We start from the raw sequence: 14,822 nt of genomic DNA on the forward strand, positions 1-14,822 counted from the left end.
GCCGGACGGTGTGCGCCCAGGGCGCACGGGATGCCTCCCGGTCCCCGCTGGCGGGCTGCGATGTGTCGGGTCCTCGACGTAGCGTGCGGCCAGCAGATGTTTCTCTCGGGGGGAACCGCCCATGACCAGCGACTCCAGCGGTCGGCACATCGGGTGCTCCACCCTGCCGCAACACCGGCGAGCTCAAGGCTGGCTCCGACCGGTCGCACCTGACTCCACGGACACTGCGCCTCACCAACCGGACCCGCAACCCTCGGCCACGCCGTGGCCGGCCTCCGGGCGAACTTCTGATCGGCGCTGCGCTGATTTCCTCACAGAACTTCGCCCTCCGGCCGGTACCCGAAGGTTGCCCGCCCAGCCGTCGACGCGCTGAGCCCCCACCGTCAGGAACAACCTCACACCCAGCCCCGAGCACCGGGGCACACACCAAGGAGCACCCGAAATGACCGACATCACCTTCGCCGGCAACCTGGCCACCGACCCCGAGCTGCGCTTCACCCCCACCGGCGCCGCGGTCGTCGAGTTCCGCGTCATCGAGAACCGCCGGGTCAACAACGGCACCCGCGAGAACCCCGACTGGGCCGACGCCGAGCCCAACGCCTTCCGGGTCAAGGCCTGGCGCTCCCTGGCCGAGCACATCGCTGACTCGGCCGCCAAGGGCGATCGCCTCACCGTCACCGGCCGCCTGGTCACCGAGAAGTACAACGACCGCGAGACCGGCGAAGCCCGCATCACCCAGTACGTGGTGGCCGACGAGGTCGGGTTCTCCCTGAAGTACCACACCGTGGTCGCGACCAAGGCGACCAAGACCGAGCAGCCCAGCTGAGGGGAAGCGGGGGCCCGAGGGCCGGCGGACCACCAGGTCCGCCGGCCCTCATTCGTCGTTTTTTCGGCCTCGCGCACCGACACGTCGCCAAGAGCCCAGCATCCGGGCCTCGGCCCCGGTGCGTGGGCCACACGGCTCGAAGGCGAGGAGAAGGCCGGCCTGCGGCCGAGGCAGCGAGGAGAGAGGGGAACGGCGCGACCGGGTGCGGCGCGGGCTCAGCGAGCAGGCGCGTGCGCCTTGATGTACTCCTCGGCTGCTGAACGCATCACCTCGGAGAAGCTCCGGCCCTCGTGCTCGACCACAGCACCGAACTGCGCATCGAGCGACTTGGGCACCCGCAGCCGCCACGGCACCGACGGCCCCCCGTCAGCGGCCAGTGTCGGCCGCCCACCCAGGTTCCGAAGCACCTCCTGCTCCTCAGGCGTCTCGGCCGCCTCGAGCAGCATCGCCCGCATCGCCTCGTGCCCCTCGGGCGTGCCCCTGACCGCCCGCGCGCCAGCGGGCAGCTCGTAGTCCTCAGAGCCGAACTGGTCGGCCCACTCGTCGTAATCAGTCCTCTTCGCGCTCATCGAGAATCTCCTCCGCTCTCCTGATGGTGGTCTCACGTGCCTTCATGACATGGAAGATGACGATGTCCCTCGGCGGGATCCGGTGCCCCATCACCTCCAGGAGCGGCCCACCGACGTACGCCGGTCCAATCCACAGATCCGGCCGCCCCTCCCCCACACGAGGCTCGTCGAACTCCGGCAGGTAGATCCGGTAGTACGACATCGCGAACAGCACGTCCTCATGCGCGATCCCCCGCTTGTCCGCGCTGTCCGTCCACCTGATCGCCACACCCCTACTGTATCACGAAACCCTAGGTTTCGGAATACAAAACCATGCACCAAACCCTAGACATTGCTGCGCTAGTTACGCTAAACTAGACATATCACAAAGCACGAACTATCTAGGAGCAGTCATGGCAACCACGCCCAGCAACATCCCCGGCTACGACTCCCGTCACAGCGACGGCACCCCCGGCCTGGAGTACTACTCCAACGAGTGCGCCTTCGCCTGGACCGGCGACACCAGCGACCCGATCGAGATCTCCTTTCGCGGCTACGGCGAGCCCGTGGCCCACCTCATCCACGTCTCGCCCCGCTGCGAGTTCGCCGAGCCGCGGCCGCTCCTGGCCCACATCGGCTACTTCCAGCGCGTGTGCGAGCAGTGGATCGAGTTCATCCTCGAGCAGGACGACGACGGCGCCGAGGCATGGATCACCGACATGGAGACCGAGATGGACACCGAGACCCGCGCCTCGGTCGCCCGCCACGTCGAGACCGGCCTGTACGACCTCCGGTTCCGCCAGCCCGCCCCTCAGGCCTGAGGGGCGGCAGGCCCGTGACAACCGCGCACTCCCCCGCCCAAGACGCGCTCTTCGAGCTGGTCGACCTCCTGCCCGCCCTGCGGCTGCCCAACAACCTCCTGGCACGCCAGGAGACGGCCCTGCAGCGCCGCGACGGCGCCGAGGCCCTCGCCCTGCACGCTGCGTGGTCTGAGGAGCGTGCAGACCGCTCCTGGGCCGACGTGCGCCGCGATGGGCCGACCTACTGCTGGTCCCCCGTCCTCTGGGGACCCAAGAGCGACCCCGAGCGCGACGCGACCGGCTGCCACCCCCGCATCCTCAGCGTCGACCTCCGCTGCCAGCACCCCTACAGCGCGGGATGCCAGTGCGTCGGCGACCTGGTCTACCGCCACCTGTGCACCTGCGGCCACGTCGACCAGGCCCGCGGCTGCGAGAACGACGCGGCCGAGGACGCGATGGACCACGCCTGGACCGGCTGGCGCGACCTCCCGATCCTGGCCAGCTCGATGCCCCCCGAGACCAAGCAGAAGGCCCGCTGGCTCGCTGCGGCCCAGGAGGCCTACCCCACCGGCTGGATCGAGGCCGGCGGCCCCGTGCGCACCGCCCGCGGCGGGTACGGCACCCGCCACGTCCCCGCCCGCACCCCGCACCACGGCTACGACATGGGCGTCCAGGTGGCCGAGAACTACCTCAGCCACGTCTTCAAGCCCGGCCTGTACGAGCCCACCCTGCTCGACACCACCGCGTGAACCATCCGCGCCACCTGCGCTAAACCCGCTACCTCCGACAGACGACACCCTCGGGAGCAGCCACGTGACCAGCATGGCCGACGACGTCGAGGAGATCCTCGCCGCCCACACCCCGCCCACCTCGTTCAGCCTCCAGCACGACCCGCAGTCCTGGTGCGGCTGCTGGCACTGGCAGGCAGACGAGGCGGCCGTACGCCGCCACGGCTACCGCGAACTCGTGCGCCAGCACCGCCGCCACCTGGCCGAGGTCCTCGCCGAGGCATGCTTCGAGGCGATCGCCAGCTGGACCGCGACGATCGAGGACCAGCTACGACGCGAGTACGGCGAGCGCGCTGCAGCCCGCAAGGCCGCGACCGTCCCGCCACCGGCTCAGCCCGAGGCGGTGCTCTTCTGATGACGCCCCTCGTCCGTCGCCGCGGCCCGCTGGCCGCGACCCTCGCCCTGCTCGTCACGCTCACCGCCTGCACCGTCCCCGCCGAGCACCACGCGGCCCCAGGGACGAAGGCACCCCACCCCTCACCGCATCATCACGAGCCCCACGCGCCCTCCAGCGCCCCCAGGACTGCCTCAGCGGCTACCAGCACGCCCACAAGGCCCGCAGAGCCCGCAGGCGGGCATCCAGCCGCTCTGGTGCGCACGGGACGAGGCTGGGGGAGTGGCGGCATCGCCGGACCCGTCCCAGCGCCCGGAGCCAGACAAGAAACACCCTTCACGCTATAGACGCTCATGCGCTAGTTACGCTAAACTAGAGGTATCACAAAGCACGCCCCTCTAGGAGGAACCATGAGCATCGCAACCGAGACCGCCCTCAACGAGGCGATCCACGACTACCAGCAGGCGATCGCCGACGTTCAGCGCCTGGCGCTGCTCGGCCTGGCCGAGACCCTGCGCGAGGAGTACGCCGACCGCGTCCAGTACGTGCTGGTCGAGCCGTGCGACCAGGGCCCGTACCTGTGCCCCACCGAGCACGGCGCCGGACACGTCGGCGACACGCAGTTCAGCGACGAGGACCAGGACTGGATCGGGGAGTACGTCCACAACCTCTGGGACCCCGAAGACGGCACCTGGACCGGGTCCTGGAAGCCGTTCGCGCTGCCGCACGCCGAGCACCGCGGCAGCTGGTGGCTGGACCTGGATCTGATCCTGTTCTGCGGCGGCGACCACCGGATGGTGGGGGAGTGATGAGCGCGGCCACGGTCACGTTCCGCCGCGAGCACGCGCAGCTCGGCGCCGGCTGCGACTTCCCCACCTGCAAGCGCCGCGCGCTCCAGGGATCGAAGATGTGCGACCACCACGAGATGGTCAGGCTCGCCGCCAACGGCTCATGGGTCGACGATGGACACCCCGAAGGAGGACACGGCTGATGCACGCACCCGATCCGGTCACGCCGCTGGTGCCCTACCACGGCGGGAAGGGCCGCCTGGCGCCCTGGATCGCGTCCCTGCTGCCCCCGCACCGGGTCTACGTGGAGCCGTTCGCCGGCAGCGCCGCGGTGCTGCTGGCGAAGGCGCCCGCGATCCACGAGGTCCTCAACGACATCGACGGCAACGCCGTGGCGTTCTACCGCGTGCTGCGCGACCAGCCCGAGGAGCTGGAGCGCGTCTGCCGCCTCACGCCCTACTCCCGCGAGGAGTTCGCCCGGGCCGACCTGGCCGAGGACGGCCTGAGCGACCTCGAGCGCGCCCGCCGCTGGTGGGTCCGCACCAACCAGTCCTTCGCCCACACCGGCAGCACCCGCACCGGCTGGTCGACCAGCATCAAACGCGGCTCCAACAACGCCCGCACCGTGCTGAACCGCATCGACCGGTTCGAGGCCGCCGCCCGGCGCCTGGGCACCGTGACCCTGGAGAGCATGGACGCCGTCGAGCTCATCGAGCGCTACTCCGTCTCCGACGGCGTCATCTACGCCGATCCCCCGTACCTGGTCACCACCCGAACCACGATGACCAAGCGCCCGATGGGTGACTACGTGCACGAGTTCGCCTCCGAGGAGGACCACCGCCGCCTCGCCAAGGCACTGCAGGCCAGCTGCTCGACCGTGTTGCTCTCCGGCTACCACAGCCCGCTCTATGACGAGCTCTACGCCGACTGGCACCGCACCGAACGCCGCGTGCTGCGCCGAACCTCCAACGGCCGCTCCGCCGCCCAGGTGCACACCGTCGAGGTGATCTGGTCCAACCGCCCCATCGACGTACAGACCAGCATCAACTTCGACTCACCCCACCTCGTCGACGACACCGACGACGAGCACGAACGCGACGAGACAACCCAGCACTGAGGAGAGGGGAGCCGGCGGCCGCGGTTCGGCTGGGCAGCCAGGGCCGCCCGCCCGTGGGTCCTCCCTCTCCTCACGGCGCATTCGAGGGAAGTCCGTCCAGGCAAAGGCTAGACATCTGCGCTAGTTACGCTAAACTAGAGGTATCACAAAGCACGGACCTCTCTAGGAGCAACCATGACCGCGACTGTCGCGCAGCGAGACCAGGCGTACCACTCGATCTTCGTCACCGCCCTCGAAGGCGGCATCGGCTACTGGTCGCGCTGCCGGGTGTACCGATGGATGAAGGAAGGCGCCGACCCGAACGGTTCGGTCCGCGAACTCCACGACACGCTCGGGTTCTACGCCGAGATCATCGACATCGAGACGACCGCCGAGTCGTACGACCCCAAGGACCACCCGGCCATGCTCGGCTCCGCCGAAGCGGTCGACGGCGAGGAGTACGCCGTGTTCCGCATCGACCGCGAGGTCATCGCACGCGGCGTCCGGAAGTTCATCGCCAAGGCCAAGGAGGTGCCCTGGCTGCCCGCGTCGTACTTCGGACAGGCCGCCGTCTGCCTGGACTGGGCAAAGTGGGACGACCTGGACATCGACGCCGACGTCGCCGACATGATCGTTCAGCTCGGCCTGTTCGGCGAGGCGATCTACGGATGAGCGCCCAGACGCCCGACCCTGCGGCCGCCCCCAGGGCCACCCGGCAGATCCGAGTCCAGCGCACCTACCTGATCCAGCGCATCCAGGAGTGGGTCGTCGACATTCCCGCGAACTACGACACCGACGAGTGGAAGGCCAACGACTTCGTCGGATTCGACGAGTACCTCACCGCCAACGGCGACCTCGTCCGCGAGGACTACGACCACGTCGAGTACGACGACCTCGAGCTGACCGTCCTCACCGAGCCAGGTGCGGCATGACCGAGCTGAGGACCGGCGACCAGGTGGTGTACACCCCGAGCTGGGGCGCCGAGTGGGCAGCGGTGGTCGAGCTGCTTGACGGTATCGAGACGCCCGGCGATGTGCGCTTGTCGGCTGGTCGGTCGCCGCGATGGGGTCAAGTCGTCCGACGTAGGCCGATGTCCTGCTGCTGCCCGAGCGCGCGTTACACCTGGCCGAGGAACTGATGTGGTGACCGGGGGTCGCCGGTAGATCGAGCCTGCGGCCGGCGGGGGAGTGAACCCTGGGCGCCGAGGAGAGGGGAGCAAACCGGGGTAGGCCTGTTGTCGCGGGTCTGCTGTAGGACTCCCTCTCCCCGGCGCGGGCTGAATTACAAGAAATAGACCTAGACAAAGTCTAGACATGTCCGCTAGTTACGCTAAACTAGAGGTATCACAAAGCACGATCCTCCAGGAGCGAACCATGAACACTCACCAGGCGATCACCCTCCGGCAGCGCAGGCAGGAGAAGTTGGCCAAGAACGCAGCCCTGCTCGCCCGCGCGGCGAAGATCCCCGCCAAGACCGGGCAGCGGCAGTTGTGCGGATGCGGACACCACGAGCTGGCAGCGGGCGTCAGGAGCGTGTGGGACCACGGTCTGCTCCACACCGCCAGCGCGTGCCTGGGCGCGTGAGAGCGATGAGCACCCTCACCGCCAGGGCTCGCGCGGCCGCCCTCGCGCGAGCCAAGGAGGCCATGGGACAGCTCGAAGCCAACCCGGCCAACGGGCAGCGCGCCCTCGGCTACGGCCGCGACGCACTCAACACCGTGTGGAACAGCACCGACACCACCGCCGTGCACGAGGCCGTGGCCCTCCTCGAGGAGATGGCTCACCAGATCGGTGCCGCCGCATGAAGACCACCCGAAACGCCGCGCTCGACCGGCTCGCCCTTGGCAGCAACTGCCCCGAGTGCGGAGCTACGCCCGACGAGTCATGTCGGACACGCCGAGCCAACAACGCCACCAACCCCCACAGCCGCCGCATCGACCGAGCGTGCAACGCCTACGAGGCCACCGCCGCGAGGGCCGGCCGCATCGACGTACGCAAGTCCGAGGAAGGAACCCGATGACCAGCCACACATCCGGCTACGCCCGCATGATCAGCGATGCGATCCAGCTCGAGGACCCCGACACCCTTGCCCTGGTCGAGAACCTCATGCGTGAGCAGACCGGGGGAGTGCTCGACCACCTCACCGCCCGCCAGTTCGCCAAGCACGCCCGCGACGCTTACAGCGACGCCCGGGCCTGGGACACCAGCGGCGCCGTCAACGGGTTCACCCTGGCCGACTACTGCCGCGCCAGCGGCATCACCCCGCCCCGCTGGACCCGCGAACCGTGAACCGCCCCGAACCGTCGGACCCATCAGGGAGGATGACCGCATGAGCGCACTCACACCCGCGGCTCTCCAGGTCCTGGCCGACGCCGGCCTCAGCGAGGCCGCCTGGATCGAGTGGTGCGAAGGACCTGGCGCCACCGAGTGGCGCGGCGACGCCTGCGGCTGCTCCGACGACCGCTGCAGAGACGGCTACCACCACGAGCGCGACGAGGAATGCGGCTGCCTGCCCGCCCTCATCGCAGAGCGGGCCCGCAGCTACGCCGCGGCCGCCGAGCTGGCACCGATCTGGCAGGCCTACAGGGCCGCCCTTGAGGCCAACGACGGCGCCGGCGACCCTGACGCGTACGAGGCCGCCTGGGCGGCCGCCGAGGCATGGGTGCGGACCTACGACCCGAACACCATCTCGTTCTCACTCGACGCCCTCGTGAACGGCCGAGCCGGTCTGTCGACCCGCAACCGCTACAACGACGACGACCACCTGATCTGGCAGCCCGGCATGGACCGCCTCGTCCGCTGGGCCGACGAGGTCGACCCAGTCGACGCGTGAAGAGGAAAGGACCGGAAACCGATGGTCCCCAGCGGCACCTACGAAAGGCGCCACTCATGACGCGCGAGCCCAACTACGTCGAGCAGGCCGCGGCCGCGTGGGCCGCGACCGATCCCCTCGAGCGGTGGGTCGACGCCGCCCCTGACGGACCGTCGCCGATCGAGGACACCGTCGGCGAGTACCTGGGGAACCACAACCCGTTCCCCGACGGCATGGCCGTCGACGTCGAGGTCCGCGGCGGCCAGGCCTGGGAGCCCGCCGTCATCGTCGAGCGCGTCGGCGTCGACGAGTGGACCGTCCAGTACGAGGACGGCAAGCAAGGCTGGCGCGACCACAGCGAGCTGCGCCCTGCCGTTCAGCAGGGGAAGCGATGACCGGCGAGTCCCGCCAGACCGCGGAGTCGAAGTGAAGCGCCGCAGTTAGCACCTGGCCCGCCCACGTGCACCGCACCAAGTCCAACCCGCTCGGGAGGAACCACGATGACCACCAACGACGACCACCACCGTCCAGCCGTCCCTGGAGCTCGCTGGGGCGCTGCACTCACCTCGGATCTGACCGTCGGTCAGCAGATCGCCGTCAAGGACCACATTCGCCAGGCGCGAGCAGGTCTCAAGCCGGGCCTCCGCAGCAACCTCTGGGCCAGTGTGCAGATCTACGAGCTCGAGGCCGGGCTCAAGCTCGGGGCCCGCGGCGATCGGGCGTTGCGCGCCGCGATCGACTTGATTCGCGATACGGGATGGCTCCGCGGCGAACGAGGGTTCGTCCTGGGCGGCTACGTCATGGCCCGCGAGCCGGATAGCCGTGCGCGGGCCATCGACTGGCAGCAGGTTGCCGGGCACGTTGACCGCATGCCCGGCACTGAGAGCGCCAAGGCCGCACTGCGCGTCGCTGTCAGCCTCGCCGGGGGAGCGGCGGTGGACTTCCACGACCAGTTGCAGATGCTCGGCCGTGAAGATCGCCGAGCGGTCCGCCGGGCGGTGAAGTTCGCGAGCCGCGCGTAACCGCCGCTGGCGGAAAAGGCGGAACGGCGCGCCGCAAGCGGCGCGCCGTTCCTATCACAAAGCACAGAACACCCATCTCGGAGCGAACTGCGTTCCCAACTGTACCGACCGATGAGGTCGTCGCCGCCCGGGTCCCGTCGGGTTCCTCCAGCGCACCTGGCGGCACGCCGGACACGCCCCTCAGTCCATCGACACTACTGCGCCACCTGCGCTAAACTCGATACATCACACAAGGCACAGGCGCACTCCGCGGGAATCTCCTCCGCCTCCTCGCGGCCGTCCACTGACTTTGAAGGAGACCGCATGAAGATCTTCGCGATCTGCAACCAGAAGGGCGGGGTGGGGAAGTCGACGACGACCTACCACCTCGCGCGCGCAGCTGTCCGCGCACAGCTGCGAGTGCTGGTGATCGACATCGACCCCCAGGGAAACCTGACCAGCGTCATCACCTCCGAGGCCAGCGACCCGCAGTTCCGCACCTACGCAGGTGTCGCCGACGTCCTGCACGAGGGCGACGGCCAGGCCAAGGCCCGCGAGGTACTTCTCCCGGGCATCTGGGACGGCCTCACCGTGATGCCCACGCCGAACGCCCGCACGCTGGCAGTCGTCGGCCAGAACCTCGTCACCGGACGGCTGGGCAAGGAACGACGTCTCGCCGAAGCCGTCGCCGACCTGGCCGACGACTTCGACCTGTGCCTCATCGACTGCCCGCCCTCGCTGGACCAGTTGACGATCAACGCCCTCGCCGCAGCCGACGGCGTCGTGGTCGTCGCGGAGGCGCGGCTGTGGGCCGCTGACGGCCTGGCGCACCTCCTGGAGACTGTGGAGGACGTACGCAAGTACTTCAACCCCGAGCTGCACGTCGCCGGCGTCGTGATCAACCGCTTCGAGCGCCGCACTGTGTCGGCCGAGCACTGGCTCGAGCAGCTGCGCACCGACTCCGAGCAGCGCGGCCTGCGGATCCTGGAGCCGATCGTCCACAAGCGCGTCAGCATCGCTGACTCGGTCGAGTCCAGCACCGCGCTCGACCTCGACTGGGGCGAGCAGGGCCGCGAGATCGCAGCCGGTTACGACGCCCACCTGAACGCCCTGATGAACGGAGCTGTCGCATGAGTCGACCCACCCCGAAGAAGTCCGCACTGTCCGGGTCTCCGATCGCGCCACCCTCGGCCGCCGAGCCCAGCTCCGCGCCGCCGCGACCCACCGCTGAGGAGACGGGAACGGCACCCGCCGCTCCGCGGCGGGGCAAGACCATCGAGGAGGTCGCGCCGTACCTGTTCGACAAGCCGACCAAGAAGCGGAAGACGACTGCCGAGATCGCGCGCGAGAAAGGCAAGGTTCCGCTCGGGCTGTACTTCCCCAGCGACGAGGCCCTCGACGAGGCACGACGTGCGTTCGTGACCGACTTCTGGGAGCACGACGGCGTCGACACGTTCTCCGAGTGGGTCAGCCAGGCGATCCTCACCCACGCATCCCTCGGGTACAACAAGCGCGCGGCGCTTGCCCAGCCCCGACGCGAGCGTCGCGCCGGAGTGAAGGGCAAGCTCCGCAAGATCGACGTACGTCGTGAGGTCAGCGATGCCGTCGACAAGGGCATCACCGAAGACCGCGAGCAGCTGCGTCGCCAGATCACGATCAGCACTTGGTGCAACGACGCGATCGTCGCCGCAGTGAACGCCACCAAGGCGCGCACCAACGGCGACCTCATGGAGATCGACGGCCAGCTCCCGCCCCGTCTGCGCAAGTAGCAACACCAGGCAACGGCGCGCTCCAGGTCATCGACGATCCAAGCGTCTGAGGCGGGCCGGCTGACCCGCGATGGGTCGCGCAAGAGCAGCTCCCGTACCTGAAGCACCCCGGACCGAACTGTCGGTACCTCAGATCACACTCACAAAGCACGCGCATCTCTCGGAAGGTTCTGAACCTATGAAGCTGCTTCTCTTGATACCCGTTGTGATCCTCGGGTGCTGGCAGGTCACTCGTGACCATGACGCCCTCGCGCAGATCACAGGGACCGTACTCCTCATCGCTGCGGCGTGCGCGGCGGTCGTCTTCGCGGCCCAGGACCTGATCTGGTTCGGGCGGGAACGCCGAGCTCGACGAGAGGGTCGGCGATGACGAAGCTTCTACTCATTCCGATCCCGACGACCATCGTCGGACTGATCGGCTTCGTCGCCTCTACCGCCGCCGATCCTGTCGCCAAGTACGTCTCCGTCGCTGGGTTCGTCCTGGGCTTCGTTGTCATGGCTGGCGCACTGTGGGTGCACCGCATCCAGGAGCAAGAGCAGACCCGCGTCACCGAGGATGGGCGGCAGGCGTGATCTGCGAGCCCTGTCGTGACCCGCACGATGCCGCCGACTGCGTCGACACCATCGCGCAGCGCGAGCATCCCTGGCGTCACTGCTGCTGTCAGCACAAGCCACGCGTCGCCGACGTCGACAACGCTCCGCCCATCGACGCCTGAGTGGCGTCCCGCTCCGCACAAAACGCAAGCCGCCCCCGGCCGTACTTGGCCGGGGGCGCTTCCGTTCATGTCTCTGCCTAGTTCGTCTGCTCCGGTTCCGGCCCGGCCGCGACCGGCGGTGTTGCCCGGCGCTTGCGCGCAGGCGCCTTCGCGCGCCGCGCCGGAGCTGCCGTGATCCCGAGCTGACGTAGTTCGGTCGACGTCCATCCGGCGTCGGTCGCGGTGCTGACTGCCTCGCTCATCCGCTTCTCTGCGGCCGCGAGGCTGGCCTTCGCCAGCTCGAGCTCAGCCGCGGCCTCTTCGAGGCCGGTGATCGCGTTACGACGTCCCTGGAGCAGCTGCTCGGCCCGGGACAGGAGGCTGTGGGTGTCTTCGCTCATGGCACCCACTTTAAGTCACCTCCGCGTGCGGTGGCCAGTGACACCCTCTCCTCGGTGCCTCTCCCCGCAGTTTCCCTGCCCCGCCGAGGACGGTCGCGATCAACGCGAAGTCATACGGCGGGAGCAAGATGTAGGTCATGGTGCCCTTGAACTCCGTTCTTCGGGTACCATGACCTGAGATGAGCCGCTGAGCAGCGCGGCTCAATGACGTGAAGCGGGGAGGTGTAAGGCGTGGAGAACACCGAGGAGAACCACCTCAGCGGTGGTCGACCGCGGACGCGGCGCAGCTACACCAAGGGTGTGTCACGCGCGCACCGCACCGTCATCCGTCATACCGACGAGGAGTGGGCGCGCGTCACCGCCGCAGCCGCGCACCTTGGCCTCAGTGTTCCGGGGTTCTACGAGCGTGCCGCGTTCGCCGGTTCCGCCCAGGCCGCGGTCGAGCTGTCCATCATCGAGGACCAGCTCTTCGGCGTACGTCGGCTGCTCGCCAACGCTGCCAACAACCTGAACCAGGTCGCGCGATCGCTCAACACCGACGGCACCTATGACGGCGGTCAGCTCGCGGGCAGTCTGGGCCTGTTCGAGTCAACGATCGAGCGGCTCACCGAGTTGCTCGAGCAGCTTCCCGGGAACGGTGTGCAGTGATCGTTCGCGCACTCGCCACCGGAAAGGATGCCGCCGGGCTGACCCGATACCTGTTCGGTCCGGGCAAGGCCAACGAGCACACGAACCAGCGCATCGTCGCCGGTTCGCCGGAGCTGATGGGCGAGTGGTCGGGTCAGTCACTGTCGATGCGCGAGGCGACGCACCTGGGCCGGGTCGTCGAGGCGTCGTGGCGACGGCAGTACGCGCCCGAGCTGGCGCTGGCGGGCCTTGGTGCGGGTGGCATTTCGCGCGAAGGGCTGCACAGCGCGATCAGTGAGCGGCTCGCAGCCGAGCGCGCCGACGGAGCGGTGCGCCATGACCTGGCCGCGCAGCAGGATCACGTGTTCCACGCGACGATCTCGCTGCACCCGAGCGAGGGCCCATTCACTGATGAGCAGTGGAACGAAGTGGCCACCAAGTACATGGAGGCGATGGGCTTCACGGGTCAGGAAGGTCGGCCGGACGCGTCGTGGTACGCGGTGCACCACGGGCTGTCGAAGGACGGCAACGACCACATCCACATCGTTGCCTCGACGACTCTTCGTGACGGTCGACGCATCGACCTGCACAACAGCGGTCGTCGTTCTCAGGACGTCCGGCGCGAGGTGCTGGAGAAGCTCGACTTCGTCCAGCCGTTGCACGAGGCGAGTCGCGCGCACCGCACTCCGCGGACCTCCAGCTTCACCGCGGCAGAGCACAACATCGCGCGCGATCGTGCGGCCCGCGGCGAAGGTCCGGCGACACCGGACCGAGTGCTACTGCAGCGCCTGTTGCGCGCTGCGGCAGCGGACGCGACGACGGAGGCCGCGTTCATCAACAACGTCATCAAGCACCGTCGCCAGCCGGACGGGGCAGGCCTGGAGATCGTTGCGGCCAGGTGGAAGCCAGGCAGCAACAAGCAGGACGTCACGGGCTACAAGATCCGCTTCAAGAACGGCACGTGGTTCTCCGCGTCGACGCTCTCGCCGGACCTCACGCTCGGCAAGCTTCGCGCCAGCTGGACCGGCGAGACGGACGCGTCGCGGTCCTACGCGCGCGCACTGTGGGCCGAGCAGGCGCGCGGCGAGAAGCGCGCCGCCACACCCGACGCGCCCGAGCAGCTCGACCAGGCCGCGGCCCATCTCGCCTCCGTCAACGAGACGCTGCAGGCACTCGACCCGACAGACGTCGACGCGTGGAACCACGTCGAGGCCGCGGCCGCCGGCGCGACCGCGGTGCTGTCGACGGCCGCACCCAGCGGCGTCGACGAGGACGGCCGGGAGACCGGGTTCAACGTCGACGCCGGACGCGCCTCCGATGTGCTCACCCGCCAGTGGCTCGAGGACAACTACAACCGCCAGGCGACCGGTGCACCGCAGGTGCCCGCCGGTCTGTCCGGGATGGAGATCGCCACCCGTCACCTGCAGCTCGCGATCCGCGCGACCGGCACCGATCGCCACAACGGCTGGCTCGCCGTGATCCGGCAGCTGGGACGCACCATGACGGCGATCGCCGACGCCAAGGAAGCACGCGGCGAGCTCATCGCCGCGGAGACGCTGCGGCGCGACGGCATGGCCGCGATGGCGCGCCTGGAGACGTGGCTCGGCGCCACCGTCACCCCGCCAACGGCAGCTGCACCGGAGCCAGCCGCCGACCTCTCCGCGGCCGCGAAGGCTGCGCGCGAAGCATCCGCGCACGCCACCGAAGGCCGCACCGCAACCACACCGGCGACCACGCAGCCCGGCCAGCCGGCACGGGTCGACCGCGGCCCGGAACCGCGAAGGGACCGCGGCCCCCGCCGCGGCTAGATCAGCTGAGGTTCCGCGGGCCGCGCCGACAGGCCATGTCCGTTGAGGGATTGCTCTGCGGACACGTGGACGTGACCGGAGGTGGAGCAGGGTGGCCGGCTCCGACCATGTCTCATTGAGGCCGCCCGCGTTACCGTCTCGGTTGTCGGTCCCATTCCGTACAGTCACCGTCATGAGCGCACTCCGAGTCGGCTACGCCCGGTGCTCCACCGACCGCCAGGATCTGGCGGTGCAGCGCAAAGCGCTGCTCGAGCTCGACGTCGACGAGCAGCTGATCTACGTCGACCGCGGTCTTAGCGGCGCGAAGCGGGCCCGTCCGGGACTGGACCAGGCCCTCGCGGCCGTCCGCACCGGCGACACGCTCGTCGTTCCGCGACTCGATCGTCTCGCCCGGTCCGTGCCCGACGCTCGGGCCATCGGTGACTCGCTCGCCGAGCGCGGGGTGGCGCTGGCCCTCGGGCGCACGGTCTACGACCCGTCCGACCCGATGGGAAAGATGTTCTTCAACATCCTGGCCACCTTCGCCGAGT

25 protein-coding genes are annotated in these 14,822 nt (G+C 69.1%); 22 read left to right on the top strand and 3 right to left on the bottom strand.

Annotated elements, in window-relative coordinates; translation table 11 throughout:
- Window positions 1-442 precede the first annotated feature (442 nt).
- On the top strand, window positions 443-826 hold the full coding sequence (gene ssb, locus ACYVAQ_RS22515; RefSeq protein ID WP_460792834.1) for a single-stranded DNA-binding protein: 384 nt from the start codon (window positions 443-445) through the stop codon (window positions 824-826).
- A gap of 215 nt (window positions 827-1,041) precedes the next feature.
- Here the strand turns inward: ssb and ACYVAQ_RS22520 are convergent, their stop codons facing one another.
- Complete coding sequence (locus tag ACYVAQ_RS22520) at window positions 1,042-1,395, bottom strand: hypothetical protein (protein ID WP_460792835.1); 354 nt, start codon at window positions 1,393-1,395, stop codon at window positions 1,042-1,044.
- The gene (locus ACYVAQ_RS22525; protein ID WP_460792836.1) at window positions 1,376-1,663 is read right to left on the bottom strand and encodes a hypothetical protein; all 288 of its coding nucleotides are present in this window, start codon (window positions 1,661-1,663) and stop codon (window positions 1,376-1,378) included. Before ACYVAQ_RS22525 ends, ACYVAQ_RS22520 begins: the two co-directional genes overlap by 20 nt.
- A gap of 124 nt (window positions 1,664-1,787) precedes the next feature.
- Here ACYVAQ_RS22525 and ACYVAQ_RS22530 point away from each other — a divergent pair, with 124 nt between their 5' ends.
- From ACYVAQ_RS22530 to ACYVAQ_RS22615, 18 genes are all read left to right on the top strand, one after another.
- A complete protein-coding gene (locus tag ACYVAQ_RS22530) occupies window positions 1,788-2,195 on the top strand; it encodes a hypothetical protein (protein ID WP_460792837.1) in 408 nt (135 codons plus the stop codon).
- A gap of 14 nt (window positions 2,196-2,209) precedes the next feature.
- Window positions 2,210-2,923 (top strand): DUF6349 family protein, encoded by a 714-nt coding sequence (locus tag ACYVAQ_RS22535; RefSeq protein WP_460792838.1) that lies wholly within the window; start codon window positions 2,210-2,212, stop codon window positions 2,921-2,923.
- Between the two features lie 64 nt (window positions 2,924-2,987).
- Complete coding sequence (locus ACYVAQ_RS22540) at window positions 2,988-3,317, top strand: hypothetical protein (protein WP_460792839.1); 330 nt, start codon at window positions 2,988-2,990, stop codon at window positions 3,315-3,317.
- Window positions 3,318-3,706: 389 nt separating this feature from the next.
- Window positions 3,707-4,105, top strand: a complete 399-nt coding sequence (locus tag ACYVAQ_RS22545; RefSeq protein ID WP_460792840.1) for a hypothetical protein — start codon at window positions 3,707-3,709, stop codon at window positions 4,103-4,105.
- The gene (locus ACYVAQ_RS22550) at window positions 4,105-4,287 is read left to right on the top strand and encodes a hypothetical protein (RefSeq protein ID WP_460792841.1); all 183 of its coding nucleotides are present in this window, start codon (window positions 4,105-4,107) and stop codon (window positions 4,285-4,287) included. Before ACYVAQ_RS22545 ends, ACYVAQ_RS22550 begins: the two co-directional genes overlap by 1 nt.
- A complete protein-coding gene (locus tag ACYVAQ_RS22555; RefSeq protein ID WP_460792842.1) occupies window positions 4,287-5,201 on the top strand; it encodes a DNA adenine methylase in 915 nt (304 codons plus the stop codon). The genes ACYVAQ_RS22550 and ACYVAQ_RS22555 overlap by 1 nt, the downstream gene beginning before the upstream one ends.
- Window positions 5,202-5,375: 174 nt before the next feature.
- Complete coding sequence (locus ACYVAQ_RS22560; protein WP_460792843.1) at window positions 5,376-5,852, top strand: hypothetical protein; 477 nt, start codon at window positions 5,376-5,378, stop codon at window positions 5,850-5,852.
- Entirely contained in the window at window positions 5,849-6,112 is a 264-nt protein-coding gene (locus tag ACYVAQ_RS22565; RefSeq protein ID WP_460792844.1) for a hypothetical protein, read from the top strand. The genes ACYVAQ_RS22560 and ACYVAQ_RS22565 overlap by 4 nt, the downstream gene beginning before the upstream one ends.
- Before the next feature lie 441 nt (window positions 6,113-6,553).
- A complete protein-coding gene (locus tag ACYVAQ_RS22570; RefSeq protein ID WP_460792845.1) occupies window positions 6,554-6,763 on the top strand; it encodes a hypothetical protein in 210 nt (69 codons plus the stop codon).
- A 5-nt stretch (window positions 6,764-6,768) separates the two neighbouring features.
- Window positions 6,769-6,984, top strand: a complete 216-nt coding sequence (locus ACYVAQ_RS22575; RefSeq protein WP_460792846.1) for a hypothetical protein — start codon at window positions 6,769-6,771, stop codon at window positions 6,982-6,984.
- Window positions 6,981-7,199 (top strand): zinc finger domain-containing protein, encoded by a 219-nt coding sequence (locus tag ACYVAQ_RS22580; protein WP_460792847.1) that lies wholly within the window; start codon window positions 6,981-6,983, stop codon window positions 7,197-7,199. Before ACYVAQ_RS22575 ends, ACYVAQ_RS22580 begins: the two co-directional genes overlap by 4 nt.
- Entirely contained in the window at window positions 7,196-7,468 is a 273-nt protein-coding gene (locus tag ACYVAQ_RS22585) for a hypothetical protein (protein ID WP_460792849.1), read from the top strand. The genes ACYVAQ_RS22580 and ACYVAQ_RS22585 overlap by 4 nt, the downstream gene beginning before the upstream one ends.
- A 40-nt stretch (window positions 7,469-7,508) precedes the next feature.
- A complete protein-coding gene (locus ACYVAQ_RS22590) occupies window positions 7,509-8,012 on the top strand; it encodes a hypothetical protein (RefSeq protein ID WP_460792850.1) in 504 nt (167 codons plus the stop codon).
- A gap of 56 nt (window positions 8,013-8,068) precedes the next feature.
- Entirely contained in the window at window positions 8,069-8,386 is a 318-nt protein-coding gene (locus ACYVAQ_RS22595) for a tudor domain-containing protein (RefSeq protein WP_460792851.1), read from the top strand.
- A 105-nt stretch (window positions 8,387-8,491) separates the two neighbouring features.
- A complete protein-coding gene (locus ACYVAQ_RS22600; RefSeq protein ID WP_460792852.1) occupies window positions 8,492-9,013 on the top strand; it encodes a hypothetical protein in 522 nt (173 codons plus the stop codon).
- Window positions 9,014-9,316: 303 nt separating this feature from the next.
- A complete protein-coding gene (locus tag ACYVAQ_RS22605) occupies window positions 9,317-10,126 on the top strand; it encodes a ParA family protein (protein WP_460792853.1) in 810 nt (269 codons plus the stop codon).
- Entirely contained in the window at window positions 10,123-10,761 is a 639-nt protein-coding gene (locus tag ACYVAQ_RS22610) for a hypothetical protein (RefSeq protein WP_460792854.1), read from the top strand. The genes ACYVAQ_RS22605 and ACYVAQ_RS22610 overlap by 4 nt, the downstream gene beginning before the upstream one ends.
- Before the next feature lie 366 nt (window positions 10,762-11,127).
- Entirely contained in the window at window positions 11,128-11,334 is a 207-nt protein-coding gene (locus ACYVAQ_RS22615; RefSeq protein ID WP_460792855.1) for a hypothetical protein, read from the top strand.
- A gap of 220 nt (window positions 11,335-11,554) precedes the next feature.
- Here the strand turns inward: ACYVAQ_RS22615 and ACYVAQ_RS22620 are convergent, their stop codons facing one another.
- Window positions 11,555-11,857, bottom strand: coding sequence for a hypothetical protein (locus ACYVAQ_RS22620; protein WP_460792856.1), 303 nt, complete (start codon window positions 11,855-11,857; stop codon window positions 11,555-11,557).
- Window positions 11,858-12,088: 231 nt separating this feature from the next.
- Here ACYVAQ_RS22620 and ACYVAQ_RS22625 point away from each other — a divergent pair, with 231 nt between their 5' ends.
- The 3 genes from ACYVAQ_RS22625 to ACYVAQ_RS22635 form a co-directional block, all read left to right on the top strand.
- Window positions 12,089-12,505 (top strand): hypothetical protein, encoded by a 417-nt coding sequence (locus ACYVAQ_RS22625; protein ID WP_460792858.1) that lies wholly within the window; start codon window positions 12,089-12,091, stop codon window positions 12,503-12,505.
- Window positions 12,506-12,651: 146 nt separating this feature from the next.
- Window positions 12,652-14,292 carry a relaxase/mobilization nuclease domain-containing protein gene (locus ACYVAQ_RS22630; RefSeq protein ID WP_460792859.1) on the top strand — a complete coding sequence of 547 codons (1,641 nt, stop codon included), beginning with the start codon at window positions 12,652-12,654 and terminating at the stop codon, window positions 14,290-14,292.
- Between the two features lie 172 nt (window positions 14,293-14,464).
- Window positions 14,465-14,822: recombinase family protein (locus ACYVAQ_RS22635; RefSeq protein ID WP_460792860.1), on the top strand; the 358-nt coding region annotated here is incomplete at its 3' end.

It is taken from the genome of Nocardioides maradonensis (assembly GCF_054777115.1).